The sequence below is a fragment of the Mesorhizobium sp. HAY1-8B genome (assembly GCF_056868045.1).
The window spans coordinates 3,171,798-3,196,688 of record NZ_CP200321.1; the positions used below are offsets into that span (position 1 = coordinate 3,171,798).

At 62.8% G+C, this 24,891-nt stretch carries 23 protein-coding genes and 1 pseudogene; 12 read left to right on the forward strand and 12 right to left on the reverse strand.

The features are described from left to right. Positions 1-15 precede the first annotated feature (15 nt). Positions 16-3,201: an efflux RND transporter permease subunit gene (locus AC1VON_RS14810; protein ID WP_172351456.1), complete on the reverse strand. Its 3,186-nt coding sequence runs from the start codon at positions 3,199-3,201 to the stop codon at positions 16-18. 479 nt (positions 3,202-3,680) lie between these two features. Between AC1VON_RS14810 and AC1VON_RS14815 the strand changes: the two genes are divergently transcribed. Beyond that, complete coding sequence (locus AC1VON_RS14815) at positions 3,681-4,271, forward strand: TetR/AcrR family transcriptional regulator (RefSeq protein ID WP_172351455.1); 591 nt, start codon at positions 3,681-3,683, stop codon at positions 4,269-4,271. 313 nt (positions 4,272-4,584) lie between these two features. On the opposite strand, the gene AC1VON_RS14820 is transcribed toward AC1VON_RS14815, so the two are convergent. From AC1VON_RS14820 to AC1VON_RS14845, 6 genes are all read right to left on the reverse strand, one after another. Further along, the gene (locus AC1VON_RS14820) at positions 4,585-5,607 is read right to left on the reverse strand and encodes a LacI family DNA-binding transcriptional regulator (protein WP_483123968.1); all 1,023 of its coding nucleotides are present in this window, start codon (positions 5,605-5,607) and stop codon (positions 4,585-4,587) included. Positions 5,608-5,744: 137 nt separating this feature from the next. Beyond that, positions 5,745-6,536, reverse strand: coding sequence for an ATP-binding cassette domain-containing protein (locus AC1VON_RS14825; RefSeq protein ID WP_172351453.1), 792 nt, complete (start codon positions 6,534-6,536; stop codon positions 5,745-5,747). Between the two features lie 3 nt (positions 6,537-6,539). Further along, complete coding sequence (locus AC1VON_RS14830) at positions 6,540-7,526, reverse strand: ABC transporter permease (protein WP_140769067.1); 987 nt, start codon at positions 7,524-7,526, stop codon at positions 6,540-6,542. A gap of 117 nt (positions 7,527-7,643) precedes the next feature. Beyond that, positions 7,644-8,579, reverse strand: coding sequence for a substrate-binding domain-containing protein (locus AC1VON_RS14835; protein WP_019856893.1), 936 nt, complete (start codon positions 8,577-8,579; stop codon positions 7,644-7,646). A gap of 194 nt (positions 8,580-8,773) precedes the next feature. Then, the gene (locus AC1VON_RS14840) at positions 8,774-8,968 is read right to left on the reverse strand and encodes an ATP-binding cassette domain-containing protein (RefSeq protein WP_483123979.1); all 195 of its coding nucleotides are present in this window, start codon (positions 8,966-8,968) and stop codon (positions 8,774-8,776) included. Between the two features lie 103 nt (positions 8,969-9,071). After that, the gene (locus AC1VON_RS14845; protein ID WP_483123982.1) at positions 9,072-10,229 is read right to left on the reverse strand and encodes a fumarylacetoacetate hydrolase family protein; all 1,158 of its coding nucleotides are present in this window, start codon (positions 10,227-10,229) and stop codon (positions 9,072-9,074) included. Positions 10,230-10,578: 349 nt separating this feature from the next. Here AC1VON_RS14845 and AC1VON_RS14850 point away from each other — a divergent pair, with 349 nt between their 5' ends. The 7 genes from AC1VON_RS14850 (at position 10,579) to AC1VON_RS14880 (ending at position 16,446) form a co-directional block, all read left to right on the forward strand. Further along, positions 10,579-11,463 carry an ABC transporter permease gene (locus AC1VON_RS14850; protein ID WP_483123985.1) on the forward strand — a complete coding sequence of 295 codons (885 nt, stop codon included), beginning with the start codon at positions 10,579-10,581 and terminating at the stop codon, positions 11,461-11,463. Beyond that, positions 11,460-12,281, forward strand: coding sequence for an ABC transporter permease (locus tag AC1VON_RS14855; RefSeq protein ID WP_172351449.1), 822 nt, complete (start codon positions 11,460-11,462; stop codon positions 12,279-12,281). Before AC1VON_RS14850 ends, AC1VON_RS14855 begins: the two co-directional genes overlap by 4 nt. 25 nt (positions 12,282-12,306) lie before the next feature. Beyond that, on the forward strand, positions 12,307-13,374 hold the full coding sequence (locus AC1VON_RS14860; RefSeq protein WP_172351448.1) for an ABC transporter substrate-binding protein: 1,068 nt from the start codon (positions 12,307-12,309) through the stop codon (positions 13,372-13,374). A 134-nt stretch (positions 13,375-13,508) separates the two neighbouring features. Further along, positions 13,509-14,117 carry a cupin domain-containing protein gene (locus tag AC1VON_RS14865; RefSeq protein ID WP_172351447.1) on the forward strand — a complete coding sequence of 203 codons (609 nt, stop codon included), beginning with the start codon at positions 13,509-13,511 and terminating at the stop codon, positions 14,115-14,117. Then, positions 14,107-15,192, forward strand: coding sequence for an ABC transporter ATP-binding protein (locus AC1VON_RS14870; RefSeq protein WP_483123999.1), 1,086 nt, complete (start codon positions 14,107-14,109; stop codon positions 15,190-15,192). Before AC1VON_RS14865 ends, AC1VON_RS14870 begins: the two co-directional genes overlap by 11 nt. Before the next feature lie 133 nt (positions 15,193-15,325). Further along, a complete protein-coding gene (locus tag AC1VON_RS14875; protein WP_483124002.1) occupies positions 15,326-15,964 on the forward strand; it encodes a 2'-5' RNA ligase family protein in 639 nt (212 codons plus the stop codon). Between the two features lie 128 nt (positions 15,965-16,092). Continuing rightward, positions 16,093-16,446: a SnoaL-like domain-containing protein gene (locus AC1VON_RS14880; RefSeq protein ID WP_483124006.1), complete on the forward strand. Its 354-nt coding sequence runs from the start codon at positions 16,093-16,095 to the stop codon at positions 16,444-16,446. Positions 16,447-16,536: 90 nt separating this feature from the next. Here AC1VON_RS14880 and AC1VON_RS14885 read toward each other — a convergent pair. Next, positions 16,537-16,791, reverse strand: a pseudogene (locus tag AC1VON_RS14885) (SRPBCC domain-containing protein); the annotation flags it as partial. Positions 16,792-16,876: 85 nt separating this feature from the next. Here AC1VON_RS14885 and AC1VON_RS14890 point away from each other — a divergent pair. Next, the gene (locus AC1VON_RS14890; RefSeq protein WP_172351443.1) at positions 16,877-17,227 is read left to right on the forward strand and encodes an ArsC family reductase; all 351 of its coding nucleotides are present in this window, start codon (positions 16,877-16,879) and stop codon (positions 17,225-17,227) included. Between the two features lie 94 nt (positions 17,228-17,321). Here AC1VON_RS14890 and AC1VON_RS14895 read toward each other — a convergent pair whose 3' ends face one another. From AC1VON_RS14895 to AC1VON_RS14905, 3 genes are read right to left on the reverse strand one after another with little or no spacing between them, the layout of a single operon-like run. After that, the gene (locus AC1VON_RS14895; protein WP_483124011.1) at positions 17,322-17,684 is read right to left on the reverse strand and encodes a DUF488 domain-containing protein; all 363 of its coding nucleotides are present in this window, start codon (positions 17,682-17,684) and stop codon (positions 17,322-17,324) included. A 25-nt stretch (positions 17,685-17,709) separates the two neighbouring features. Further along, on the reverse strand, positions 17,710-18,966 hold the full coding sequence (locus AC1VON_RS14900; RefSeq protein WP_483124015.1) for an aminopeptidase: 1,257 nt from the start codon (positions 18,964-18,966) through the stop codon (positions 17,710-17,712). Continuing rightward, a complete protein-coding gene (locus tag AC1VON_RS14905) occupies positions 18,963-19,955 on the reverse strand; it encodes a LysR substrate-binding domain-containing protein (RefSeq protein ID WP_483124019.1) in 993 nt (330 codons plus the stop codon). Before AC1VON_RS14905 ends, AC1VON_RS14900 begins: the two co-directional genes overlap by 4 nt. A gap of 439 nt (positions 19,956-20,394) precedes the next feature. On the opposite strand from AC1VON_RS14905, the gene AC1VON_RS14910 reads away from it, so the two are divergent. Both AC1VON_RS14910 and sbmA read left to right on the forward strand, forming a co-directional pair. Further along, entirely contained in the window at positions 20,395-21,552 is a 1,158-nt protein-coding gene (locus tag AC1VON_RS14910) for a YbfB/YjiJ family MFS transporter (RefSeq protein ID WP_483124022.1), read from the forward strand. Positions 21,553-21,663: 111 nt separating this feature from the next. Next, on the forward strand, positions 21,664-22,923 hold the full coding sequence (gene sbmA, locus AC1VON_RS14915; protein WP_056564147.1) for a peptide antibiotic transporter SbmA: 1,260 nt from the start codon (positions 21,664-21,666) through the stop codon (positions 22,921-22,923). A gap of 35 nt (positions 22,924-22,958) precedes the next feature. On the opposite strand, the gene AC1VON_RS14920 is transcribed toward sbmA, so the two are convergent. Continuing rightward, a complete protein-coding gene (locus AC1VON_RS14920) occupies positions 22,959-23,975 on the reverse strand; it encodes a polysaccharide deacetylase family protein (RefSeq protein WP_483124028.1) in 1,017 nt (338 codons plus the stop codon). A gap of 216 nt (positions 23,976-24,191) precedes the next feature. Between AC1VON_RS14920 and AC1VON_RS14925 the strand changes: the two genes are divergently transcribed. Further along, complete coding sequence (locus tag AC1VON_RS14925; RefSeq protein WP_172351436.1) at positions 24,192-24,857, forward strand: tetratricopeptide repeat protein; 666 nt, start codon at positions 24,192-24,194, stop codon at positions 24,855-24,857. Positions 24,858-24,891: the final 34 nt, after the last annotated feature.

Consider the following 24,891-nt stretch of genomic DNA (forward strand, 5'->3'; position numbering starts at 1 on the left):
GATTAGTCTCCAATCTTATTCGGCCGCTTCCGCCAGGGGAGGCAAGGCGGGTTCGGCGGTTGGTTCAGGATGTTGGGAGACGGGTTCGCCGCCTTCACGGCGTTCCCGCAATTGTTCGATGACCGCGTAGAAGACCGGCACGAACACCAGCGACAGGATGGTCGCGGCGACCATGCCGCCAAACACGGTGGTGCCGATCGACTGACGGCTCGCGGCGCCGGCGCCAGTGGCGAACATCAGCGGCAGCACGCCGAGGATGAAGGCGAAAGCCGTCATCAGGATCGGCCGGAGTCTCAGCCGCGCGGCTTCCATCGCCGCCTCGACGATGCTGAGGCCCTCCTCGCGTCGCCTTCTTGCGAACTCGACGATCAGGATCGCGTTCTTCGCCGCCAGGCCGATCAGCATGACGAAGCCGATCTGCGAGTAGACGTCGATCTGCATACCGCGCAGCAACAGGGCTACGAAGGCGCCGAACAGGGCCAGTGGCACCGCCAGCAGCACCATGAACGGCATCGCCCAGCTCTCATACTGCATAGCCAGGATCAGGAAGACGAAGACGATGGCGAGGCCGAAGACGACCGACGCGATCGATCCTGCCTTGAGCTCCTGGAAGGTGATGCCGGTCCATTCGAAACCGAAATCCCTGGGCAGCGCGGTGGCAGCGGCCCGTTCCATTGCGGCGACCGCCTGGCCTGAAGAGAAGCCGGGGGCAGCGCCGCCATTGATCGTGGCCGAGGCGTTGTTGTTGTAGTGGGGCACGGTTTCCGGGCCGACGAACGGCACCAGCTTGCCCAACGTCGAGAGCGGCACCATGCCGCCTGAGGCATTGCGCACATAGAGCCGTGAAATGTCGGAGGCACCCGCACGTGCATCCTTGTCGGCCTGGATGGTCACCCGGAAAGTGCGGCCGAACAGGTTGAAATCGTTCACGTAGAGCGAACCGAGATAGATCTGCAGCGTGTTGAAGACATCGGGCAGGTTGAGGCCGAGCAGCTTCGCCTTGGCCCGATCGAGGTCGTAGTTGAACTGCGGCGTCGAGGTCGAGAACGGCGAGAACAGCTGCTGCGGGTTGATTTCCGGCTGCTTGCGCGCCTCGGCGATCACGGCCTGCGTCGCGTCGTTGAGGGCCGTGCTGCCGCGGCCGGTGAGGTCCTCGACGACGAATTCGAAGCCGCCCGTGGTGCCGATACCGGGGATAGAGGGCGGATCGAAGGAGAGCGCAAACGCCTCCGGAATCTGCATCAGCTTGCCGCGTACATCGGCGACGAGCTTGGACGCGCTCTGGTCGGGGCCACGCTCTTCCCATGGCTTCAGGATGGCGAATTCGACCGCCGAGTTCGATTGCGCCGCACTGGTCAGGAAGTTCAGGCCGCTGATCGAGCCGACGATGTCGACGCCGGGTGTCGCCTGCAATATGTCGCGCGCTTTCTGGGCCACCGCGTCGGTGCGCTCCAGCGAGGCACCATCGGGCAGCTGGATGACGACGAAGAAGTAGCCCTGGTCCTCGACGGGAAGGAAGGTCGACGGCAGCTTCTGCCAGACGAAGTAGGTTGCCACCAGTCCGGCCGCGAACAGGCCGAGCATGATCCAGCGCAGCCGGATGAGGATGCGCACGCCGTGGGCATAGGCATGTGACGCCTTGTCGAAGCCTGTATTGAACCAGCGGAACGGGGCGAACTGCGTCTCGCCGCGATGGCGCAGGAACGCGGCACTGAGGGCCGGACTGAGCGTCAGTGAGTTGAAGGCCGAGATGCCGACCGAAATCGCCACAGTCAGCGCAAACTGATTGTAGAGCTTGCCGGAGACGCCGGGAATGAAGGCGACGGGCACGAAGACGGCCATCAGCACCGCCGTGGTGGCGATGATCGGTCCGGTGACCTCGGCCATCGCGGCTTTGGTCGCCGCCAGCGGTTTGAGGCCCGCCTCCAATTGTCGTTCGACGTTTTCGACCACCACGATGGCGTCGTCGACGACGAGGCCGATGGCCAGCACCATGCCGAGCAGGGACAGCATGTTGAGCGAGAAGCCCATCATCTCCATGACGACCATCGTCGCCACCAACGACACCGGAATGGCAATGGTCGGGATGATCGTCGTGCGCCAGCTCTGGAGGAAGACGAACACCACGGCGACGACCAGCACCAAGGCTTCGCCGAGCGTGATCAGCACGTCATGCATCGAGGCCGACACGAAGCGCGTCGTGTCGTAATGCATGGCGTATGAGACGCCCTTGGGGAAACGTGCCGACAGCTCCTGCATCTTGTCCTTGACGTGCTGCTGCAGATCGAGCGCGTTGGAACCGGGCATCTGGTAGACGGCGAGCACGACCGTCGGGTCCTTGCCGAAGAAGGCCGAGGACGAATATTGCAGGGCACCGAGTTCGATACGGGCCACGTCGCGCAGCCGCACCAGCGAGCCGCTATCGGTGTTGGCGCGCACGACGATGTCGCCGAACTCCTTAGGGTCGCTCAGGCGGCCGACGGCGTTGACTTGCATTTCGAAGGCGGTGCCGGCCGGCGCCGGCGACTGGCCGATCTTGCCGGCCGCGACCTGGACGTTCTGCTCCGAGATGGCGTTCTGGACGTCGACCGCGGTGATGCCGAGATTGGCGAGCTTGTCGGGATCGAGCCAGACACGCATCGAATAGCGCCGCTCGCCGAAGATCTGCACGTCGCCGACGCCGGGCAAACGCTTCAGCGGATCGACGACCTGCAGGTAGGCGAGGTTGCTCAACGCCACCGGGTCCACCGATTTGTCGGGCGAGGTCAGGTTGACGATGAGAACGAAATTCGGGTTCTGCTTCTTGATCGTCACGCCGCCCTGGTTGACGATCGCCGGCAGCGACGAGGCCGCCTGCGAGACGCGGTTCTGGACGTCGACGGCGGCCGTGCTCAGGGAATAGCCGACATCGAAGGTGATTGTGATGGTCGAGGAGCCGTCATTGGAGCTCGTCGACGACATGTAGGTCATGCCTTCGACACCGTTGATCTGCTGCTCCAACGGCGTCGTCACCGTATCGGCGACCACCTGCGCGCTGGCGCCCGGATAGTGGGCGCTGACCACGACCTGGGGCGGTGTGATGTCGGGAAACTGCGAGACCGGCAGCAGGAAATAACAAATCGTCCCGGCGAGCACCATGATGATGGCGATCGACGAGGCGAAGATCGGACGGTGAATGAAAAAGTTTACCACGACACACATGCCTCGCCGGCTGCTCTTGCCCGCCCGAAGGCACTGGCAACCCTGGACAACTGGCCGTGCCCGTCACGGGAAGCTTCCCGTGAACGCAGCAACGGCACCTCGCGCCGCTGCCCATCGGCAAGCGAGCGAAGCATTCTCTCGAAGGCGCGGGGGTCGACCCCATCTGCCTTCATGACCAGCCGGATCATCGGATCCCGGACGGCCTCATCTATGGTAAGATCGCGGCGCTGTGGCATTGGCCGGCTCCTTGTCTGTCGATTCGCAGCCCATGCTCGCGAACCGTTTTCATTTCTTCACCGGCCGAGGCCGCATGATTGGCAGTTTCTCGTCCCTCTCATCTGGCAGGACCAGTTCACGGCCTTGTTATTGACGACGGACGACATAGGTGTTACCAGTAAGTAACATTCTGGAAGTTACAGACCGGTAACACCCTAGTCAAGAGGTGGCCGAGGGTTTTTTGGAAACGAAAGGAGATCATGATGACAGACGGCGTCGTGGAGCGCTCTCGTCCCCGGGATCGAATCCTGGAGACGGCACGCGACATGTTCCACAAGCACGGCATCAAGGGCGTCGGCGTCGACGCTATTACTGAAGCTGCCGGCACGAACAAGATGACGCTCTATCGTCACTTCGAATCCAAGGACGAGCTGATCGTCGAGTGCCTGCGCGCCAACGCGGCCAAGGCCGGCGCCATGTGGGACGCTTTCGAGGCCGAGTTTCCTGGCGACAAGCTTGCGCAACTGCATGCCTGGGTTCGCAAGGCCGCAGCCATGCTCAATGCTGATGGTCGCGGCTGCGACATGGCCAATGCCGCCGCAGAATTGACCGAACCGGATCATCCGGCCAGGCGCGTCATCAAGGAACTCAAGGAAGCCCAGCGTGATCGCCTTGTGGCGTTGTGCCGGGGTGCCGGCATCGGCCAGGCAGAACTTCTCGCTGATACGCTATCGCTGCTGTTCGAGGGCGCGCGCGTCAGCGTGCAGACGGTGGGTACCGAAGGTCCGAGCACGCAGTTCGTGCGCATGGCCGAAGGGCTGATCGTTTCCTTCCGGGGCACCGCCGCCGGTTGAGTTTCGCCGCCTCTGTCGGTGGTTTGCCGATCATATGACCGAAGCGATACCTGGCCGCCTTTGGCGCCGGCTGTGCCGCTACTCCTGATGGCTGAACGAAAAAAGCCCGCTGCCGGGAGGAGGTGGCAGCGGGCTCGATTTCGAATGCGGTGCGGGAGGAGGTGCACCCCATTCAGCGTCGGCATCGCATCTGGGAGGAGTAGATGGCCGACAACCAGAACCTACGAGTTGCCCAATGATTCGGCAACAATGAATTGTGCATAGCTGCTGTGCAGATTTGCCGTGTCGTCCGCAAAAGCTGGGAAACACGGTCTCATTGCACCGGAACGTTCTCCCTGAAGATCAGTCGTGGCTCGATGAATTTTCGCGTCAGGTAGGGCGCCGATGAGGCAATGGAGCCCAGCAGGCGAATGACCGACTGTTCGGCGATCAGCCTGGCGTTCTGGTCGATGACGACATCGGCGAGGTCGTCGACGAGGTAGCCTCGCGTTTCCCTCGTCAGGTCGTGACAGATGAAGACCGGCTTGCGGTTGGGCCTGGCTTCCCGAATGGCTTTTGCAACGCCCGAGCGTCCGGCTCCGACACAATAAATGCCGAGCAGTTCCGGTTCGTTGTGCAGCGCCTTCATGGTTTCGGCATAGCTGGCATCCGGCTCATCGTTGATCTCGACGGCACTGGTTACGGTGAGGTTGGGAAATTCCTCGCCAAGCACGGAGCGAAAGCCCATTTCACGTTCCTCGTGGCCGCGATAGGAGCGCGAGCCGACGACCATCGCAAGATGGCCCTCGCGGTCGCCGAGGAAGCGTCCCATCAAGAGCGCGGCCGTCCGTCCCGCCACGCGGTTGTCGATGCCGACATAGGCCGAGCGGGGAGCGGCCGGAATATCGGACACCAGCGTCACCAGGCGGATGCCGGTGTCGACAATGTCGCGCAGGATGTTGCGGGTTCGCGGATGGTCGATGGCGATGACGCCGACGCCATTGGCCCTCAGCGACAGGTTTTCGACGGCGCTCTGCAGCGCATTGGGCGCGATGCCGGCGAGGTTGTGGATCCGGCAGGAGGCGACCAGCGGAAGGCGCGACGCATAGTCCTCGATGTGTCTTGCCAGATCCTGCATGAAGGCGTTGCTGCCGATCGGCAGGAAGAATTCGAGGTTTGCGGGCTTCGAGGGAAGCGTCACCTGGTCGGCGACCGGCAGATAGCCAAGTTGCTTGGCGGCCTCCATGACGCGCTGCCGGTTGGCGGCGCTGGCACCCGGCCTGTTGTTGAGCACCCTGTCGACCGTCGCGGTCGAAAGCCCGCAATTCCTGGCGATGTCGGAGACGGTGGCCTTCATGCCGCAACCCTATGCGCCGATGCGATGGCGCGCCAGACAAGCGATTTGGCGGCCGACGCGATATGAGTGACGGGTGATCGACACCCATCACCGCGACGCACGTTCGGCTGCCTCGACAAGACGGCTTCCGCCCGTCCTCAGTGTGACGGCTTGCCGTCGGCGACGGCGTCGCGGATTTCCTTGTCCGACATGCCGGTGATGATCCGTTCGACTTCCGTCACGGTCGTCTTCTTCGGGTCGATGTCGTCGGCGACCACTTTGCCCCGGCGCATGACGACGATGCGGTCGACCACCTGGAAGACATGATGGATGTTGTGCGCGATGAAGATGCAGGAATGGCCGGAATCGCGGGCGTTGCGCACGAAGCTCAGCACGCCCTGCGTTTCAGCGACGCCAAGATTGTTGGTCGGCTCGTCGAGGATGATTAGGTCGCTGTCGAAATGCATGGCGCGCGCGATCGCCACCGCCTGGCGCTCGCCGCCCGACAGCGAGCCGATCGGCGTCGTCGGTGGGATGTTCTTCGAGATGCCGACCTGTTTGAGCAGGTCGCGGGCGACAGTGTTCATCGCCTCCTGGTCCATGCGGTTGAGGAAACGCGGCGGCTTGATCGGTTCGCGCCCGAGGAACAAATTGCGGGCGATCGACAGTTGCGTGACCAGTGCCGAGTCCTGGTAGATCGTCTCGATGCCCTGGGCGATGGCGTCGCTGGTGCTGCGCAAGGTCACCTTCTTGCCGCGGATGAAGATATCGCCACTGGTCAGCGGCACGGCGCCCGACAGCACCTTGATCAGCGTCGACTTGCCGGCGCCGTTGTCGCCGAGCAGGCCGACGATCTCCCGCTCATTGACATGGAAATTGGCGTCCTCGAGCGCCTGCACGCGGCCATAGGATTTGCGGATGTTCTGCATGCGGATCAATGGCTCGGCCATGGTTCAAGTCCCTGCCTGATGCCGGCGTTCCAGCCATGAGTGGAGCGCCATCATGCCAAGGATGATCGCGCCGATGAAGATGTTGTAGGCGAGTCCCGGCACGCCGATCAGCACGATGCCGTTGCGCATCACGCGCAGGATCAGGATGCCGAGCACCGTGCCGATGATGGTGCCGCGCCCGCCGGTCAGCGCCGTGCCGCCGATCACCACCATGGCGATGACTTCGAGCTCGTAGCCGGTGCCGCTGTTGGGATTGGCTGCGGACGTGCGCAGCGAGGAGATGACGCCGGCCAGCGAAGCCATGACCGAGGAGAGCACGAACAGGCCGATCTTGACGCGGTTGACGTTGACGCCGCGGGCCCGCGCCGCGTTGGGATTGCCTCCCGCCGCCTGGATCCAATTGCCGGTCCGGCTCTGCGTCAGCACATAGCCGAGCGCGATCGCCGCGGCGATGAACCAGAACAGCGACATGTAGATGCGGAACGGCCCGATGAAGAAGTCGCCGACCAGCGCTTCCGCCAGCCAGCTGCCTTCGGCGCTCCAGGTGCGCTGCGGAAAACCGTCGGTGATGAAAAGGGCGCTGCCGCGCACCACGAGCAGCATGCCGAGCGTCACCAGGAAGGACGGGATCTTGAGCTGCGTGACGAACCAGCCGTTGACCAGGCCGATCAAGGCGGCGACCAGCAGCGCGACGACGAAGCCCATTTCCAGAGAGGTGACGCCACTGTTGAACAGCGTCCACATCAGCACCGGCGAAAAGCCGAACAGCGAGCCGACGGAAAGGTCGAATTCGCCTGATGTCATCAACAGCGTCATCGCCAGCGCGATCAGGCCGAGCTCGACGGTGAAGGCCAGCGTGTTGGAGATGTTCTGCGGCGACAGGAAGTCGTGGTTGAAGCCCCAGAAAACGCCGATCTCGACGACGAGCAGCACGAAGGGACCAAATTCAGGCCGCGCGATCAGGCGTTGGATGAGCGAATGATTTTCCACAGGGAACCCGCGACATGGTTGGAACGGGCCGCGATCCCCACCGCATCAGGCGGGCCAGTCGCGGCGCAAGGGAAACCTGGCGCCGCGTGCCAGGACGGTGCGGCGCCAGGATCGCGGTTATTTGCCGGACAGGATCTTGTCGTAGATGCCGGCCGTGTCCTTTTCGTAGAGCGCGCCGGTGATGACGTTGAAGCCCGGAGGAATGCCTGACGCGGCCATGTTGGCGAGCGACAGCGCGACATAGCTGGTCGCCTGCGGGTCCTGCCATTGACCGGCATTGACATAGCCGTTCAGCACTTCCTGCGTGGTGTCGAGCGAATTGCCCCAGCCGACGACCGGAATTTCGCCCGGCTTGACGCCGACCTGGTCGAACACCCGCTTGATCGAGCCGGTGACGAGGTCGCCGAGGCCGATGATGGCGTTGACCTTGCCTTTGTGGGCGGTGAGGTAGTCGACCATGCGGTTGATCACCTCGGCCTGGTCGAGCGTCGCTTCGGTCACTTCATAGGTGATGCCGAGCGGTCCGAACACGCTCTTGATGCCTTCTTCTTCCTGGACGCCATAGGTGGCGCCGGGAATCTCGACCGGCATCCAGACGAAGTCGCCCTTCTTCACCAAGCCCTTGTCGACCAGATACTGCGCCCAATGCTTGCCGAAGGTGACGTTGTCACCGCCGACATAGGCATTGAAATTGGCCTTGGGATCGGGTGTGTTGAAGTTGATGATCGGGATGTTGGCGGCGCGGGCTTCCTTGACGATCTCGACAAGGCTGCCCGGATCGGGGCTGGTGGTGACGATACCGTCGGCCTTGGCCGAGAGGGCGGCGCGAACCGCTTCCTGCTGGGAGGCGACATCGCCATTGTGGAACGAGGTGTTGACGGTATTGCCGGTGTCCTTGGCCCATTGTTTGGCGCCGGCCAGGAAGTAGGTCCAGACCGGGTCGGCCGGGCCGCCATGTGAAATCCAGTAGAAGGTCTTGGCCTGCGCCGCGGCGGGAATGACCGTCAGCGCGACCAGCAGGCCGTAGAGCACAAGTCTCAGTCTTGTCAGCATTTCATTTCCTCCCGGTTGAAGATGATCCGTCCCTTGTTCCGGCTCAGCCGGATTGCGTCTTTTGCCAGCGCCGCTCGGATGCCTAAGAGCATTCCCTTTTTCAACGAATGGCAAGCCTCCATCTGCAGATGTAGTTGGCGCCCGACGCGCCGCCATCAGTAGAGCCATCAGATTGCATCAGTTGGGGTGACTTTTCAGGGCAGCCTGATGATCGGTGCAGGGGCGCAGCCCGCCAGCACCCTTGTCAGCGTCGACTTGCCGGCACCGCTTTCGCCGACCAGCGCGTGGATCGAGCCGCGCTCGATCATAAGGTTCATGTCTTCGAGCACGATCGTGCCGCCAAAGCGCCTGGCGACGTTGCGCACGAACAGGATCGGCGAATCGGACATCGGAGCGGCCCCCCGACCGCACCGCGATCTTGAAGCGGATTGCGTCCGCCGTCATCGGATCCCGCACAAAATCATGTTGATTGCGGCGGTTTGGGTAGAGATTCTAGATAAGATCAGCTTTCGCAAGGTCGCGCATCAAATGGCTGGCACCGTAGGTCCAGTGCGGACAATCGGGCGACAGCCGCACCCGGTTGACCAGCGCGCCGAATTTTTCCGACGAGATGGTGACGATGTCGCCGACCTTGTGGGTGAAGCCCTTGCCTTTTTCGCCGCGGTCCTTCGACGGCACGAACATGGTGCCGAGATAGAGCGCCAACCCATCCGGATACTGGTGGTGCGGTCCCATGGCCGCGGCAACCAGCTCTTCCGGCGAACGGCTGATCTCGGCCATCGAGCTTGCGCCCTCCAGCGAGAACCCATCCTCGCCCTCGACTTTCAGGCGCACGACAGCCCGCTTCACATCGTCGATCGAGAACGTGTCGTCGAACAAGCGGATGAAGGGGCCAAGTGATGCGGAGGCGTTGTTGTCCTTGGCCTTGCCGAGCAGCAGTGCGGAGCGCCCTTCGACGTCGCGCAGATTGACATCGTTGCCGATGGTGGCGCCGACGATCCTGCCGCTTGAGCCGGCGATCATGGCGATCTCCGGTTCCGGATTGTTCCAGGTCGATACCGGGTGCAGGCCGACATCGGCGCCGAAGCCGACCGAGGCCATCGGCTGGCACTTGGTGAAGATCTCTGCATCGGGGCCGATGCCCACTTCCAGATATTGCGACCAGGCGCCGCGCGCGATGAGTTTGGCCTTGATCTCCATGGCCTCCGGCGACCCGGGCTTGAGCTTCGACAAATCATGGCCGATCAGTCCGGCAATGTCGGCGCGGATGGCGTCAGCCTTTTCCGCCGAGCCGCGCGCCTGCTCCTCGATCACCCGCTCTAGCAGGCTGACGACGAAGGTCACGCCCGATGCCTTGACGGCCTGCAGGTCGACGGGGGAAAGCAGATGGGGTTTTGCCGGATCGCGCGTCGCCTCGAAACTGTTGGCCGCGATGTCATCGAGCGAGCCGATCGGCTTGCCCTTGGCCGAACGTACATGGTTTTCCGGATCGGCCATCTCGCAGATGTCACGCACGGTCGGCGCCACGCTTGACGTGATGTCGAAGACGGTGCCGTCACGCACCGTGACCACCATGGGATGCGAGGCATCGCCACCCCTGGCGCGGCCGACAAAAAGGCCCTCGGTAGGCAGATGCGTCGGGTTTGTCATGCGTGGGATCCTCTGATCATCGAAAATGCGGCTTGCCGGATCGGCGCGGCACTTTCACCGGATTCCGCTCAAAGGTCTATCCCACCGATGGTGATCCAAGGTGCCGGGCTTTGGCTATGAAGTCCGGATCTGCGACAGCACGGTCCGTGCCGGTGTCACAAAACCGCGAGTTTTTTCAAGAACATGAAACGCTCGATGGATTTTCATGCAGGACACGTAAGCCCGTGCGGCTGCGGTCTCGGCGAATTTAGGCGTTGATCGCGGCCACTTCCGCCAATGGGATTCTGCTTGACAGTTTCAGAAATATGAAAAAATCTTGGCCAATTTCAAAATCTCGATGAGCAGGTCCATGTCGACGCTGGTTGCAGCAGAGGTGCCCGAGCCCCGGTCTATACCGGGCTTCCGCCTCGCCATGCTGCTACCGGGGGCACTGGTCACGTTCCTGCTGATCCTGTTTGCGCTTGGCCTGGTGCTGTTCCTCGCCTTCCGCGGCAATGACGGCTCGCTGCTCGGCGTTGGGCTGACCGTCGAAAACTTCATCACCGTGGCAACCGATCCGCTCTACTGGACGGTGACGCTGCGCTCGCTGGTCATTGCCGGCCTGGTGACGCTGGCAACGGTCGTCACCGCCTATCCCGTCGCCTACTATCTTGCCTTCCATGCCGGGCGGCGGCGTGGCCTGCTGTTGTTCCTGGTGACGTTGCCATTCTGGACCAGCTATCTCCTGCGCGTTTTCGCCTGGAAGATCGTGCTCGCCTATAACGGCGTCTTGAATTCGGCGCTGATCGAAAGCGGCATCTGGTCAGAGCCGACGCTGGCCTTCCTCAACACGCCGGCGGCGGTGGTTGTCACGCTCGCCCATGCCTACGCGCCGTTCGCCATCCTGCCGATCTATGTGGCGCTGGACACGATCCCGAAATCCCTGATCGAGGCCGCCTCCGACCTTGGCGCGCGGCCGTTCACCGCGTTCCGCCGCGTCGTTTTGCCAAACTCCATGCCCGGCGTTCTGGCCGCGGCTCTTGTCGTCTTCGTGCCGACGGTCGGCGACTATGTCACGCCGGCCATGGTCGGTGGCCCGGCCAGCACCATGATCGGCACGCTGATCCAGTCACAGTTCGGCAAGGCCAATGACTGGCCGTTCGGCGCGGCCCTTTCGGTCTGCGTCATGCTCGTCATCCTCCTCGTTGTGCTGGTCGCGCGCGGCGCCGACCGCAGGTTTGGCAGCCGCACATGAGGGCCGAACGCGCCGGGACGAAACGGGATGGCCGCTGGCTCGGCCTCTACGTCCTTGCCTATCTGGTGTTCCTCTATCTGCCGGTGCTGCTTATCCCGCTGTTTTCCTTCAACGATTCCATCCAGGCGGCGTTTCCCCTGCAGGGCTTCACGCTGCAATGGTACGCGACGCTCTACGGCAATCCGGCGCTTTCGGGCGCGCTCGCCAACAGCCTCGTCATCGGCGTTGTCGCGGCTTCAGGCGCCACGCTGTGCGGCATCACCGTGTCCTATATGGATCTCTATGGCCGCTCGCCTTTGGCCACCACCATCAGCGCCATCGCACGGCTTCCCATCCTCATCCCCGGCGTCATCGTCGGCATATCGTTGCTGATCCTTGTCAACCTGATCGGCCTCGGGCCATCGCGCATCGCCATCGTTCTCGGCCACATACTGGTGGCTCTGCCGACCACCGTGGTCATCATGCGCAGCCGTTTCGCCGCCATCCCCAGGACTGTTCGCGAGGCGGCCCTCGACCTTGGCGCTTCCGACTGGACGACGTTCCGGCGCGTCATGCTGCCGCTCAGCCTGCCAGCCGTGCTGTCGGCCTTCATGCTTGCTTTCCTGATCTCCTTCGACGAATTCATAGTCGTCTTCTTCCTCGCCGGAACCGAGCCGACACTACCGCTCTACATCTGGAGCCAACTGCGCTTCCCCCGATCGTTGCCGACCGTCATGGCGCTGGGGACGGTGATCCTTGCCGTTTCCTTCATCATCGCCGGTACCGCCGAGATCCTGCGCCATCGCGGGCTCGGCGCGGCGCGCCGCAATCCAGCCTGACCATAACAACCAAGAGGAGAACGAAATGGCATTCCTGAAATCGATAACCGGACACAAGGCCCGGGCCGGCCTCGCGGCATTGGCGCTCGCACTGTCTTCGACCGTGACGCTGGCCGCCGAAAAACTGCAGTATTTCACCTGGTCGGGTTACGAATTGCCCGACTTCAACAAGAGCTTCCTTGCCGCGCATCCCGATGGTGTCGAGGCTTCGATCTTCGGCGACGACGACGATGCCTTCACCAAGGTCAAGGCCGGCTTCCGTCCTGACATCGCCCATCCCTGCTATGACAAGGTGGCGCGCTGGAACAAGGAAGGCCTGCTGCAGCCGATCGACACCAAGCGCATCAAGAACTGGGATTCGATCTTCCCGGTGTTCAAGAACCTGCCCGACCTGCAAGCCGGCGACGGCAAGGTCTGGATGGTGCCGTGGGACTGGGGCAACACCTCGATCCTCTACCGCACCGACCTGGTGAAGAATCCCGAGGCGAGCTGGAACCTGCTCTGGGACAAGCAATATGCCGGCCGCATGGCGACCATCGACGCCGTCCATGACACGCCCATCGTCGCCGCACTTCTCGCCGGCGTGAACCCCTTTGACATGACGCCGGAGCAGATGGACAAGGTCGCGGCAAAGCTGCGCGAACAGCGCCCGCTGCTGTCGAGCTACACCACCGACATGACCTCGGTCGAGCAGGCGCTGGCCAGCGGCCAGCTGGTCGCCGCCATGACCTGGAACGCATCGGCCACATCGCTGAAGAAGCAGGGCGTGCCGGTCGAGTTCATGAAGCCGAAGGAAGGCATGCTGACCTGGGCCTGCGGCTTCGTCATGCTGAAGGACGCCAAGAATGTCGATCTCGCCTATGACTTCATCAACAGTAGGCTCGACGCCGACTCCGGCAAATTCCTGATCCAGTCCTATGGCTATGGCAGCTCGCTCAGCACCGCTTTCGCCGGCGTATCGAAGGACGAACTTGAGAAGCTGCAACTGCCGTCCGACCCGGAGGTGATGCTGAAGAGCACGATCTTCACCGGGCCGATGAAACAGAACGACGATGTGGCGAAGATGTTCGAGAAAGTGAAGGCTGGCGGGTGATCAGCGGTTAATTGCGGACGCTGGCGCTGCCCCTCATCGCAGGCAGGTGAGGGGTGGGGCCAACGCCAGGGTAAGTGGGTGCCGAAGGCAAGCTTGCCGGGCGCGAGCCAAAGTACTGCAACGAGGACGAATGCATGGATGTTCTTGACGAAACGGCGGAGAAGCCGAAGGACGATGCCGATGTGCGGGTCGGCCGGCGCGTGCGGGCGCTGAGGCTCGAGCGCCGCCTGTCGCTGGCCGAACTGGCCGCGAGGGCAGGCGTGTCGATTGGCGCGCTCAGCCAGATCGAACGCGGCATGTCCTCGTTGCGCGTCAAGGTAATCTGGCCGCTCGCCGCCGCGCTCGACATCGAGCCTTCGGCGTTGATCGCCGACGGCGACGAGGCCGTCAACGATCTCTATTGCGTGCGCGCCAACAGCCGCCGCGCGATTCCGGTGAAATCCGAAGGCATCGCCAAGGCCCTGCTGTCGCCGCCCGGCGCGACGCTGACCGGCATGCTGGTGACCGTGGAAGCCGGTGGCGGTACGGCGGAAGCCTATGCCCATGCCGGCCATGAATTCGGCTTCGTGCTTTCGGGCGAGGTCGAACTGGTGGTGGATTCGACAAGATACGGGCTGAAGACCGGCGACAGTTTTGCTTTCAAGAGCACGCTTTTGCACGCCTTCCGCAATCCCGGCTCGGAGCAGTGCCAGATTCTCTGGGTCAACACCACGAAGCCGTCCGAGGTTCGCGATGGCGCCTGATCCACTCGTCCGGCTGCAGGCGGTTTCCAAGGTTTTTCCAGGTGGCATCGTCGGACTCGATGCCGTCGATCTCGACATTGTCAGCGGCGAATTCATCACGCTGCTCGGTCCGTCCGGTTGTGGCAAGACCACCAGCCTGCGTGTCATTGCCGGCTTCGAAAGCCCGTCGAGCGGCAAGGTCTTGCTCGACGACCGTGACATCACGGCCCTTCGGCCCTTCGACCGGCCGGTCAACACCGTATTCCAGGACTACGCGCTGTTTCCGCACATGAACGTCGCCGAGAATGTCGGCTTCGGCCTGTCCTTGCGAAAACTGTCCGGCGCCGAGCAGGCAAAGCGCGTCGGCGAAGCCCTGGAGATGGTCGGTCTCGCAGACAAGCTTCGCGCTCGCGTCCTGGAACTGTCGGGCGGCCAGCGCCAGCGCGTCGCGCTCGCCCGCGCCATCGTCTGCGAGCCGCGCGTGCTATTGCTCGACGAGCCGCTGTCGGCGCTGGACGCGCATCTGCGCGAACAGATGCAAGTCGAGTTGAAGCGGCTGCAGTCGCGGCTTGGCACCACCTTCGTGATGGTCACGCACGACCAGACCGAGGCGTTGTCGATCTCCGACCGTATCGTCGTCATGAACAAGGGTCGCATCGAGCAGATCGCGCCGCCGGCGACCCTCTATGATCGGCCCGCCACCACATTCGTCGCCAGCTTCATCGGCACGATGAACCTGCTGCAGTCGCGCTTTGTCGGCCGAGACGGCGATCGCTTGCGGTTCGCCGCCGGCGCTCTGCCGCTGGAAGCCATGCCGGAAAATGGCGAGGCCCCGAGCGCGGGCGCAACGCGCATCATCGGCGTGCGGCCGGAGGATCTCCTGGCGACGACCGAAGCCACGGCCGGCACAGCGCCGGCGCGCGTCAACAGCATCGTCTTTCACGGCCGTACGCTGCGCCTGCATGCCGAACTCGGGCAAGGCATTCCGATCGTCATCGACGCGCCCCGCCAGGCCGAGGGGTTTCAATTCAGCGTTGGCGACGTGGCGCATATCAGCCTGCGCCGTGGGGCGAACTGCCCTATGCTGTCGGGCTAGTCTGACCACCTTCGAAAGGTCGCCGCACAGCTGCGCGGGTACATGCTGGGAGGGCCCTGTCAGTCCCGTTTCCACTTGACATGTTCTCTTTTTGTTCTAAAATTCGGATACAATTTGCCGGTCGAGTTCAGTTATGGGTGGGCAACCTGCATTCGGAACCGCCAGGAACGGCCAGACCTTTTTCCAATGGGAAGAGTTCGAGCGACATTTCGATGACCGGATATTCTTCGCCGTCCGTGCCGAGAACGCTATTGCCGGCCCTCTCGCTCGGAAGGCTGTCGCCCTGGATCGCGAACTGGGGCTGCAAGGGTGGTTTGTTCCGGAAAACCACATCCATATCTCGCTCGTCGGTCTCGGCGACCATGACGGGTTTCCGGAGGAGTTGGTCGAAACCGCCTGCCGTATAGGTTCGATGATCGTTGCAAAACCTTTCGAGGTTTCCTTCGATCGCTTGTCGGCTTTTGGCGGTGGTTCGCTTGTTCTGCGCGGCGGCAGTGGCAGCAATCCGGCCCTACAAGGATTCTGGCGCAAGCTTACTGCGCTGATTTCCGACAGCCCGTTGAAATGCTTTCTCACAAAGTCCATCGAACCGCATGTCACGCTGCTTCGCGATGAAGCGCGTGTGCCCAAACTCCGCGAACGGACGATTGATCCAGTCAACTGGTTGGTGCGGGATTTTGTGCTGATCCACAGTCTCATCGGCAAGGGCGTCTACGATGAGTGTGGACGTTGGCAATTGACCGGTCAGGACGATTCCCTGGCCGGTATGTGAGAAATCGTCGTCACACAGCCGCGCTATATCGATCGTCCTGACACGGCTTGTCAGCTGTCATGCGGGCAGGGGTGGCGGGCCGGCAAGCGCTTCCCCACTTCGAGTGCGTCTGAACAGGAGGAACACAAATGACCATCGCGGAAATTGCCAAGGATTTCACCGAGCTCCTCAAGCAGGGAGACCACAACGGTGCCGCCGAAAAGCACAATGCCGATGACATCGCCAGCTACGAAGCCATGGAGGGACCGATGGCCGGCAGCCATGGCAAGGAGGCCCTCAGGCAGAAAAGCCAATGGTGGCAGGAGAACCATGAGGTCCACGGTGGCTCGGTCGAGGGACCCTATGTCAACGGCGACCAGTTCGCGGTGCGCTTCACATTCGACGTTACGCCCAAGGCTACCGGCCAGCGTGTAACCATGGACGAGGTTGGCCTCTACACGGTCAAGAACGGCAAGATTACCGAAGAGCGTTTTTACTACTGAGGCAGGAGATGCCTCCGACTTCGGAGCCTGCACTTCGCTTCGAGATACAAGCATTGCGGCCGGGACGGCGTCCTGGCCGCAATGTGCCGCTCAAATCATCTTCACATACTCGGCAAGCTGGTCGGCCACCGTGCCCCAGCCATCGAAGAAACCCATCTCCTCATGGCTGTCGCGGGTCGCCTCGTCGCGGTGGATGGCGGTGGCGGTGTAGCGCGTGCCTCGGCCATCCGGCTGGAGGGAAATGACCGCGGTGATGAAGGGCTCGCCTGACGGCCGATAGCCCGGCAGCAGCGCATCCGTCCACACCAGCCGCTCGTTCGGCACGATGTCGAGATAGCAGCAATGGTTGCGGGCCTGGGCGCTGGCAAATCGGGAAGGGCGGTTTTAGGTTGTGGGAGGGATTCGATTGTCAGCCCAAGGGAAACGCGCTTTGACGACTACGATCTACGGCATCACCACCTGCGACACGGTCAAGAAGGCGCGCGTCTGGCTGGAGGACCACGACGTTGCCTATCGCTTCCATGACTTTCGCTCGGAGGGGCTGGATGCGAAGCGGTTGGGTGGCTGGGTTGGCAAGGTCGGCTGGGAAAAGCTGCTCAACAAGGGCAGCACGACCTTCCGCGAACTGCCGGACGCCGACAAGCAGTCGCTCGACGAAAAAAAGGCCAAGGCGCTGATGCTGGCCAAACCGACAATGATCAAGCGCCCGGTGCTTGAGGTTGGCGACCAGATCTTGGTTGGGTTCAAGCCGGATGTCTATGCGCAGGCGGTTGGCAAGTAGACGCTGTATTCGCCCGCTTCGTCATTGCCTGAACGCAAGGCTCCGAGGCGGTCTGATTCCTCGGAGCTGATGACGAAGCTGTGGCCAACGGTGGCTAGTTGCGAGCGCCCGCGCTGAGATAGCCCGCCAGCGCCACCGCATTGTTGTGCGCTTCGTCATGCGCGCCGTAGAGCAGCGTCACCTTGCCGTGGCGGAGCAGTCCGCGCAGTCGCGCCACCGCCTCTTCATTCTCATCGAGCTCAGCCCGATACCGCTTCTGAAACTCCGTCCAGAGTTCGGGCTTGTGCCCGAACCACTTGCGCAGATCATCGCTCGGCGCGATCTCTTTCAGCCACAGCGCCAGCGCGGCATGCTCCTTGCTGACGCCGCGCGGCCAGATGCGATCGACCAGCACCCGTTGGCCATCGGCCTTGTCGGGTGCTTCGTAGATGCGCTTGACCGCGATATCGACAGTCATCCCGCCCTCGCAGGCTGGCAAGCCGTCAGGTCCACTCGCCCTTGCGCATGACCGCCACGCGGCTGCCGTCCTTGTGCACGCCGTCTATGTCGATCTTGTCCGAACCGATCATCCAGTCGATGTGGATGAAGCTCTTGTTGCCGCCGCGGGCCGCGATCTCGTCCTGGCTGAGCGAGGCGCCGTTGACGAAGCACTTGGAATAGCATTGGCCGAGCGCGATGTGGCAGGCGGCGTTCTCGTCGAACAGCGTGTTGAAGAACAACAGGCCGCTGGCCGAGATCGGCGAGGAATGCGGCACCAGCGCGACTTCGCCCAGACGGCGCGATCCCTCGTCGGTGTCGAGCACTTTCTTAAGCACATCCACCCCCTTCGAAGCCTTGGCTTCGACAATCCGTCCGCCCTCGAACCGCACCGAGATCTCGTCGATCAGCGTGCCCTGGTAGGAGAGCGGCTTGGTCGAGGAGACATGGCCCTCGACCCGCCTGGCATGCGGCGTGGTGAAGACCTCCTCGGTCGGGATGTTGGGATTGCAGGTGATGCCGTTCTTGGCGGTCGAGGCGCCGCCCATCCATTCATGGCCGTCCGCCAGTCCGACCGTGAGGTCGGTGCCCGGTCCGGTGAAATGCAGCGCATGGAAATTATGGCCGTTCAGCCATTCGGTGCGGCCGCGCAGAGCGGCATTGTGCGCCTTCCAGTTGCCGATCGGATCCTCCACATCCACTCGCGAGGCGGCGAAGATGGCATCGGCGAGCTTGACCACGGCGACATCGTCGGCATCGCCGGGAAAAACCTGCTTGGCCCATGCGAGGTCCGGATAGGCGACGATGTTCCAGTTGATGTCGAAGCCGGTGATCTTTTCCAGCGCCGGCTGGTAGGCCATGGAATTCGCCTTGTTGGCGCGCGCCACTTTCGCCGGGTCCTGCGCCGACAGCAGCGAGGGATCCTCGCCGCGCACGGCAAGCCTGGCCGCATTGTTGGAAAAGGCCTTCGCCATGCCTTCATAGAGCCAGCCGGCGGCGTGGTCGAAACCGGCGTCGGCGCCGAAGCGGTAGCGCGCCAGCGTCATCTCGTCGTCGTTGAAGATCGGCGTCACCAGCCCGGCGCCGGCCTTGTAGGCGTGTTCGACGATGCGCCTGGTCAGCGGCAGGGCCGCGATCGACGAGGTCAGCACCAGATCCTGTCCCGGCTGCAATTGCAGCCCGACCTTGATGGCGACTTCCGCCAGCCTGTCGAGCTTCACCGGGTCGATCGTTGCGGAAACGCCGCGCGAATGTGTGGTCATGATCCTGCCTGCCGTAGTTGGATATCCGACTCTACATAGACCGGGGACGTGGTGCTTTCCACCGTGATCGCGCCGGCGGGACCTGTAGTCGCCGATCCGAATTGCGCCATCGTCGCCTCGATCTCTTCCTTGATCCAGATCTTGAAGTCCCGGACCTTGCGGCTTTCCGCCTTCGTCGACGAGGTCACCAGCCAGTAACCGAGCCCGCTCTGGGCACGGATTCCGAACGGCGCCACCAGCCGTCCATCGGCCAGCGCATCCGCCGTCAGCAACTGCCAGCCCAGCATCACGCCATGGCCGGCAATCGCCGAGTCCAGGCATAGCATCGGATCGGTGAAGCGGGCGCCCTTCTGGAAGGTGACGGGCGCAACACCGGCGGCGGCGAACCAGCTGTCCCAGTTGATCATCGCCCGCTCGTCGGTGATGGCGCAGGTCTGGGCAAGGTCCTCGATCGAGCTCAATTTCCTGGCGATGCCGGGTGCGCAGACCGGGAAAACTTCCTGCGCCAGAAGCAGTTCCGCGCTCCCGCCAGGCCATTTGCCGTCGCCAAGCCGGATGGCGATGTCGATGTCGGAATGATCCAGATTGGCCAGCCGCACCGAAGCGTCGATGCGCAGCAGCACATTGGGGTGCCGGTCGAAGTGACGCGAAAGGCGCGGCAGCAGCCATTTCGAGGCAAAGGCCGGCGCCACCGAAACCACCAGGGTGCATTGGGTCGCTTCGTCTGCCAGCGCCACGGCTTGGGCAAGCTCGCGAAATCCAGCGCCAAGGCGGGTTGCGAACACGGCGCCGAATTCTGTCAGCACGAGACCGCTGGCCGTGCGCTCGAACAGCGCCTGGCCGAGCTGCTTTTCAGTGCGGCTTATCTGCTGGCTGACGGCGCTGGCGGAAACGTTGAGCTCGCCGGCGGCCGCTGCAAGCGAGCCGAGACGGGCAACCGTTTCGACGGCCCGAAGGCCGTTGAGATGAACGCGATTGAGCATGGCCATTTGAGATTTTCTAAACGGGTCCGGCCGAAATCTCAATTGAAACTCACATCGGAACGGCAGACTTTGTTGATGGGAGACAGACCCGCGGAGCCGGAAATGCTGAGGATGGTGTCGTCGCTGAGGGGCATGTTTGCCGCGAATGCCTCATGCGTGCCTCACTCAGGGAGCGAGGCACAGGGATGGCTGACAGACCCGCTTTCACATCCTGTGCTGAACACCATGTCGGAGCGCGAACTCGGCGACATGCCGTTCAGGCTGACGGCACGGCGGACCGAGCACGAGACCTGCTCACCCCCTGCCGGTTTGGGTGAACGCCGCTGAGCCGAGGCCGCGCGGTCCGGCTTGAGGAAATGTCGGACAAAGCGTGGCGCATTGGCGGTCGTATTGGCCCAACGAAATGCGGTTGTTTCGGCGGCGCCGGCATTTATTGTGCGCCGCAATGAAATCGACCTCAGCAGCGCTTCGCTTCACCGTCGCCGGCATGATCGCGCTGGCCGTCGCCATGGGCATCGGCCGCTTCGTCTACACGCCGATCCTGCCCGGCATGATGGAAGAGCTGCATCTGTCGCCGGCCAATGCCGGGTGGATCGCTTCGGCCAATTATCTCGGCTATCTCGTCGGTGCGTTTGCTGCGGCCGGTGGTTGGGCGCATGGCCGGGAACGTCTGCTGATGTTGGCGGCTCTTGGCGCCAGCACTGTCCTGGCCGCGCTGATGGGGCTGACCGACGCCATGCCCGCCTTTCTCCTCATCCGCTTTCTGGCGGGTCTGGCCAGCGCCTTCGTCATGGTCTTCATGGCCAGCATCGTTTTCAGCCATATCAATGCCGCCGGTCGTGGCGACCTGCAGGCCTGGCATTTCGGCGGTGTCGGGCTCGGCATGGCGATCTCGGCGGTGATGATGGCGGTGCTGGTCACTGAACATGCCGGCTGGGCGGCGGGCTGGTTGTGGTCGGCTCTGATTTCGGCTTGCGGCTTGGTCGTCGTGGCGCTGCTGGCGAACGAGGGCCCGCTTGTCAACGGCGAAGCCGCCCGTGAGCCGGTCCTGCCGAAAGCCCGGTCGCTGATGAAGATCATCGTCGCCTACGGCCTGTTCGGTTTTGGCTATGTGGTGACCGCGACATTCCTGGTCGCCATCGTCCGCCAGGGCGGCGGCAGCCGCGTCTTCGAGGCCATGGTGTGGCTGGTCGCCGGCCTTGCCGGTTTTCCCTCGACGTGGCTGTGGCAGAAGATCGCCGCGCGGATTGGCCTTTACGCCGCCTATGCGCTCGCATGTTTCATAGAAGTGATCGGCGTCACCGCCAGCGTGGCGCTTGGCGGATATACGGGGCCGCTGCTCGGCGGCCTGCTGCTCGGCGGCACCTTCATCGCCATCACCGCGCTTGGCTTGCAGGCCGCACGCCAGCAGGCGCCAAAGGCGCCCCGGCGCATCTTTGCGTTGATGACGGCGTCGTTCGGCCTGGGCCAGATCATCGGCCCGATCGTTGCCGGTTTTTTGGCGCAGATGTCAGGTGATTTCTTCCTCGCTTCGCTCCTCGCCGCGGCCATGCTGGTCGTCTCCGGCGCCGTTACCTGGTCGGCCGCGCCAAAATCGCCATGATTGTGGTCTTGCTGGCACCGGGCATCGGGCAGGCATTTTCTTTCCCACTAATGTGTGACTTTATGCCCGCTGTTGTCAGCTGATTTGCGCCTAAAGCAAGGAATTCGCCCAGTGTTCGTATCCTTCTTCCCGCAGCCGAAGCTCTTCTTTTCTTCGGCCGCCATCTGGAGCCTTGCGGCGATCCTGTTCTGGTTTTTCGGTGGTGAGCAATTGGGCGCCGTCTTCGGCCTGCCGGCGGCGGCGGCCGACGCGCCGCCAATCATCGGCATTGCCGTGCTGGTGTCGAAGCCGTTCCTCTGGTTCTATATCTATTTCGTGGTCTGCGTGGCCATCTTCTACGCGTTCTGGAGCTGGTATTCGCCGCATCCCTGGCAGCGCTGGTCGATCCTGATGACGGCGGTCATCCTGTTCTTCATCTATTTCAATGTGCAGGTCAGCGTCGCCGTCAACGCCTGGTACGGGCCGTTCTTTGACTATGTGCAAGGGCTGATGTCAGGCACCGGCAAGTCGACCAACGGTGAATTCTATACCGGACTGGCCGACTTCTCATGGCTCGCGCTGGTCGGCATGAATGTGCAGGTGGTCAATGCCTTCATCGTCAGCCACTGGATCTTCCGTTGGCGCACGGCGATGAACAACTACTTCATCGAGAACTGGGCCAGGTTGCGCCATATCGAGGGTGCCTCGCAGCGTATCCAGGAAGACACGATGCGGTTCTCGCAGATCATGGAAGATCTCGGCTCCAGCTTTGTGCAGTCGATCATGACCTTGATCGCCTTCCTGCCGGTCATGATCCAGTTGCAGGCCCATATCAGCGAGTTGCCGATCATCGGCGCGATCCCCCAGCCCCTGGTGGTCGCGGCACTGGCCTGGTGTCTGTTCGGAACGATCTCGGTGATGATAGCCGGCCTGAAGCTTCCGGGGCTGCAGTTCCGTAACCAGCGCGTCGAGGCGGCTTACCGCAAGGAACTGGTTTACGGCGAGGATCATGCGGACCGTGCACAGCCTGCAACCACCGCCGAGCTGTTCGCCAATGTCAGGCACAATTATTTCAGGCTCTATTTCCACTACATCTATTTCAACGTCGTCCGGTACACCTACCTGCAGGCCGATAATATTTTCTCCCTGCTGATCCTGGGTCCGTCTCTGGTCGCCCACAAGATAACGTTCGGCGCGCTGAACCAGATCTCGAACGCCTTTGGTAAGGTGACGGGTTCGCTGCAGTTTCTGCTGACCTCCTGGTCGACCATCGTCGAGCTTCAGTCGGTCCACAAGCGCTTGCGCGCCTTCGAGGCCACGCTCCTGGGTGAGCCACTGCCCGAGATCGACCAGCGTTACCTGGCAAGACATGGCGCCGAAGATCCGGCCTGAGAAGATTTGGGTTTGATCCGAAACGGGTTGGCGGCTCAGCCGCCGACCGTTGCCTGCTTCTGGCCAGCGCTTTGCCGCGTGACATAATCGCGAAAACTGATGCATTCGACATCGGCCTTCACGCAGACCTCGCCGGCAAAGCGCTCCAGCGCGTCCCAATACGCGCCGTCATTCATCAGCGTGAAATGGAAGCCGAGTTCCAGCGGAATGCGCTTGCCCTGATACTGCGTATCGAACGCGGCGCGAAACGCCTGATAGGTCCGGTCGGCGAATTCGCCCGCCTTGCTCGGCCGCTCGAAGCCGCCGGAATGCCTGACATACAGATTGTAGTCCATCGCGATCACCGGCCGTGATTTCGGTCCTTCCGGGATCTGCGGCAGTGAAAAGCGCGTGATGCCGCCGACGGTCGGCGGCAGGGCAGGGCCTTGCGAGACGCCGCTGGCGTCGAATTCGTAGCCGGCGGCAGGCAAGGCCTCGTAAAGCGTCTTGCTCGTCGACAGATACGGCGCGCGGAAGCCGACAACGGCGTGTCGCGCGAAATCACGCCAGCCCTGCGGTTCAGGCGCGATGCCGTTGATCGCATAGGCGTTCTCGAGAATGTGCTCGAACGAGGCGAACTCCTTCAGCCAGTCGGCCTTGCTCCATTCCTTGCCGTCGAAATGACCGCAGGCGTGGCTGGCAATGTCGTGGCCTTCATGCGCGGCAAGGCCGATCTGGTCAAGCCGTTCGGCGACTTCCTGTTTGGAGGCGGCAAAGCCGATGTTGGATTTGCCTGATGTCTTGCCGGGTGCGGTGTATTCCTTGCGCGTCTCCGGCGACAGCAGGAAGACGCAGGAGAGAAAATAGGTGAAATGCGCGCCGGTGCGCTGCGCCAGCGCCCGGCTGCGCTTCCATTGTGAGATGTCGCGGGCGCTGTCGAAGGAGATGATGACGACCTGCTTCGGCTTTGCCGGCATTGGCGGCGCGGGCGGATCGGCCAGAGCCGCGCCGGCAGCGGCGAGCGAGGCAAGAGAGGCAAGAGAGAACGCAACAACGCGAGACAAACGAGGCATCGACAAACTTACAGGCTCCGGGCGGTCAGCAAGCCGGCTATCCCCGAAATGTGGCGTGGGTGCGATTGGGTCATTTTGTCCGTTTGCCCGGAGCAAAGATCCGTTTGCCCTGGGGAATGGGCGATTTTCCGCCCGAACCCCTTCCATGCCGACAAAATTTCGCTAAAACGCGGGCTCATGAACCGCCCCGGCCCGGGGCAAAAGTGGTTTTGATTGATGTCCGACGACAGTTTTATCCGTGAAGTGAATGACGAGATCCGTCGCGAACAGGCGCAGGCGCTGTGGGACCGTTTCGGCCCGGCCTTGCTTGTCATTGCGGTCCTCGTGGTGCTCGGCACCGCCGCATTCGTCGGCTATCGCTATTGGGACGAGACGCGCGCCAACCGCTCGGGCGATGCGTTCTCGCAGGCGCTGAAGCTTGCCAATGACGGCAAGAACGACGAGGCGCTGGCCGCGCTCGATCAGTTGGAGAAGGATGGCTACGGCGCCTATCCCCTTCTTGCCCGCATGCGCGCCGCCACCGTCAAGGCGAGCAAGGGCGACACCGATGCCGCCGTCAAGGACTTCGACGAAGTCGCCGCCGACACCGCCATACCCCAGGGCATTCGCGACATGGCGCGGCTGCGGGCAGCGTTGCTGCTCGTCGATCACGGCTCCTTCGCCGACGTTTCCAGCCGCGTCGAGGCGCTTACATCGGACACCAACACGCTGCGCCATACGGCACGGGAGGCGCTCGGCCTTGCTGCCTGGAAGGAAGGCAAGACCCAGGACGCGCTGAAACTGTTCGACCAGATCGCCGCCGATGACGGCGCCCCACGCAACACCCGCGAGCGGGCAACGCTCATGTCCGAGCTGATCCGCGGCTCGGGCAATGCCTCGTAAATGCATGTCGCCCAAAAGTGTGCAGCGGTTTTGG

Excerpts from the sequence above, each read along its gene's own strand:
- AC1VON_RS14850 (WP_483123985.1), top strand. The coding sequence starts at position 10,579 with ATGTCGACGCTGGTTGCAGCAGAGGTGCCCGAGCCCCGGTCTATACCG.
- AC1VON_RS14825 (WP_172351453.1), bottom strand. The coding sequence starts at position 6,536 with ATGGCCGAGCCATTGATCCGCATGCAGAACATCCGCAAATCCTATGGC.
- AC1VON_RS14870 (WP_483123999.1), top strand. The coding sequence starts at position 14,107 with ATGGCGCCTGATCCACTCGTCCGGCTGCAGGCGGTTTCCAAGGTTTTT.
- AC1VON_RS14815 (WP_172351455.1), top strand. The coding sequence starts at position 3,681 with ATGACAGACGGCGTCGTGGAGCGCTCTCGTCCCCGGGATCGAATCCTG.
- AC1VON_RS14925 (WP_172351436.1), top strand. The coding sequence starts at position 24,192 with ATGTCCGACGACAGTTTTATCCGTGAAGTGAATGACGAGATCCGTCGC.
- AC1VON_RS14860 (WP_172351448.1), top strand. The coding sequence starts at position 12,307 with ATGGCATTCCTGAAATCGATAACCGGACACAAGGCCCGGGCCGGCCTC.
- AC1VON_RS14900 (WP_483124015.1), bottom strand. The coding sequence starts at position 18,966 with ATGACCACACATTCGCGCGGCGTTTCCGCAACGATCGACCCGGTGAAG.
- AC1VON_RS14855 (WP_172351449.1), top strand. The coding sequence starts at position 11,460 with ATGAGGGCCGAACGCGCCGGGACGAAACGGGATGGCCGCTGGCTCGGC.
- AC1VON_RS14920 (WP_483124028.1), bottom strand. The coding sequence starts at position 23,975 with ATGCCTCGTTTGTCTCGCGTTGTTGCGTTCTCTCTTGCCTCTCTTGCC.
- AC1VON_RS14820 (WP_483123968.1), bottom strand. The coding sequence starts at position 5,607 with ATGAAGGCCACCGTCTCCGACATCGCCAGGAATTGCGGGCTTTCGACC.
- AC1VON_RS14810 (WP_172351456.1), bottom strand. The coding sequence starts at position 3,201 with ATGTGTGTCGTGGTAAACTTTTTCATTCACCGTCCGATCTTCGCCTCG.
- AC1VON_RS14840 (WP_483123979.1), bottom strand. The coding sequence starts at position 8,968 with ATGTCCGATTCGCCGATCCTGTTCGTGCGCAACGTCGCCAGGCGCTTT.
- AC1VON_RS14875 (WP_483124002.1), top strand. The coding sequence starts at position 15,326 with ATGGGTGGGCAACCTGCATTCGGAACCGCCAGGAACGGCCAGACCTTT.
- AC1VON_RS14905 (WP_483124019.1), bottom strand. The coding sequence starts at position 19,955 with ATGGCCATGCTCAATCGCGTTCATCTCAACGGCCTTCGGGCCGTCGAA.
- AC1VON_RS14845 (WP_483123982.1), bottom strand. The coding sequence starts at position 10,229 with ATGACAAACCCGACGCATCTGCCTACCGAGGGCCTTTTTGTCGGCCGC.
- AC1VON_RS14895 (WP_483124011.1), bottom strand. The coding sequence starts at position 17,684 with ATGACTGTCGATATCGCGGTCAAGCGCATCTACGAAGCACCCGACAAG.
- AC1VON_RS14865 (WP_172351447.1), top strand. The coding sequence starts at position 13,509 with ATGGATGTTCTTGACGAAACGGCGGAGAAGCCGAAGGACGATGCCGAT.
- AC1VON_RS14880 (WP_483124006.1), top strand. The coding sequence starts at position 16,093 with ATGACCATCGCGGAAATTGCCAAGGATTTCACCGAGCTCCTCAAGCAG.
- AC1VON_RS14835 (WP_019856893.1), bottom strand. The coding sequence starts at position 8,579 with ATGCTGACAAGACTGAGACTTGTGCTCTACGGCCTGCTGGTCGCGCTG.
- AC1VON_RS14910 (WP_483124022.1), top strand. The coding sequence starts at position 20,395 with ATGAAATCGACCTCAGCAGCGCTTCGCTTCACCGTCGCCGGCATGATC.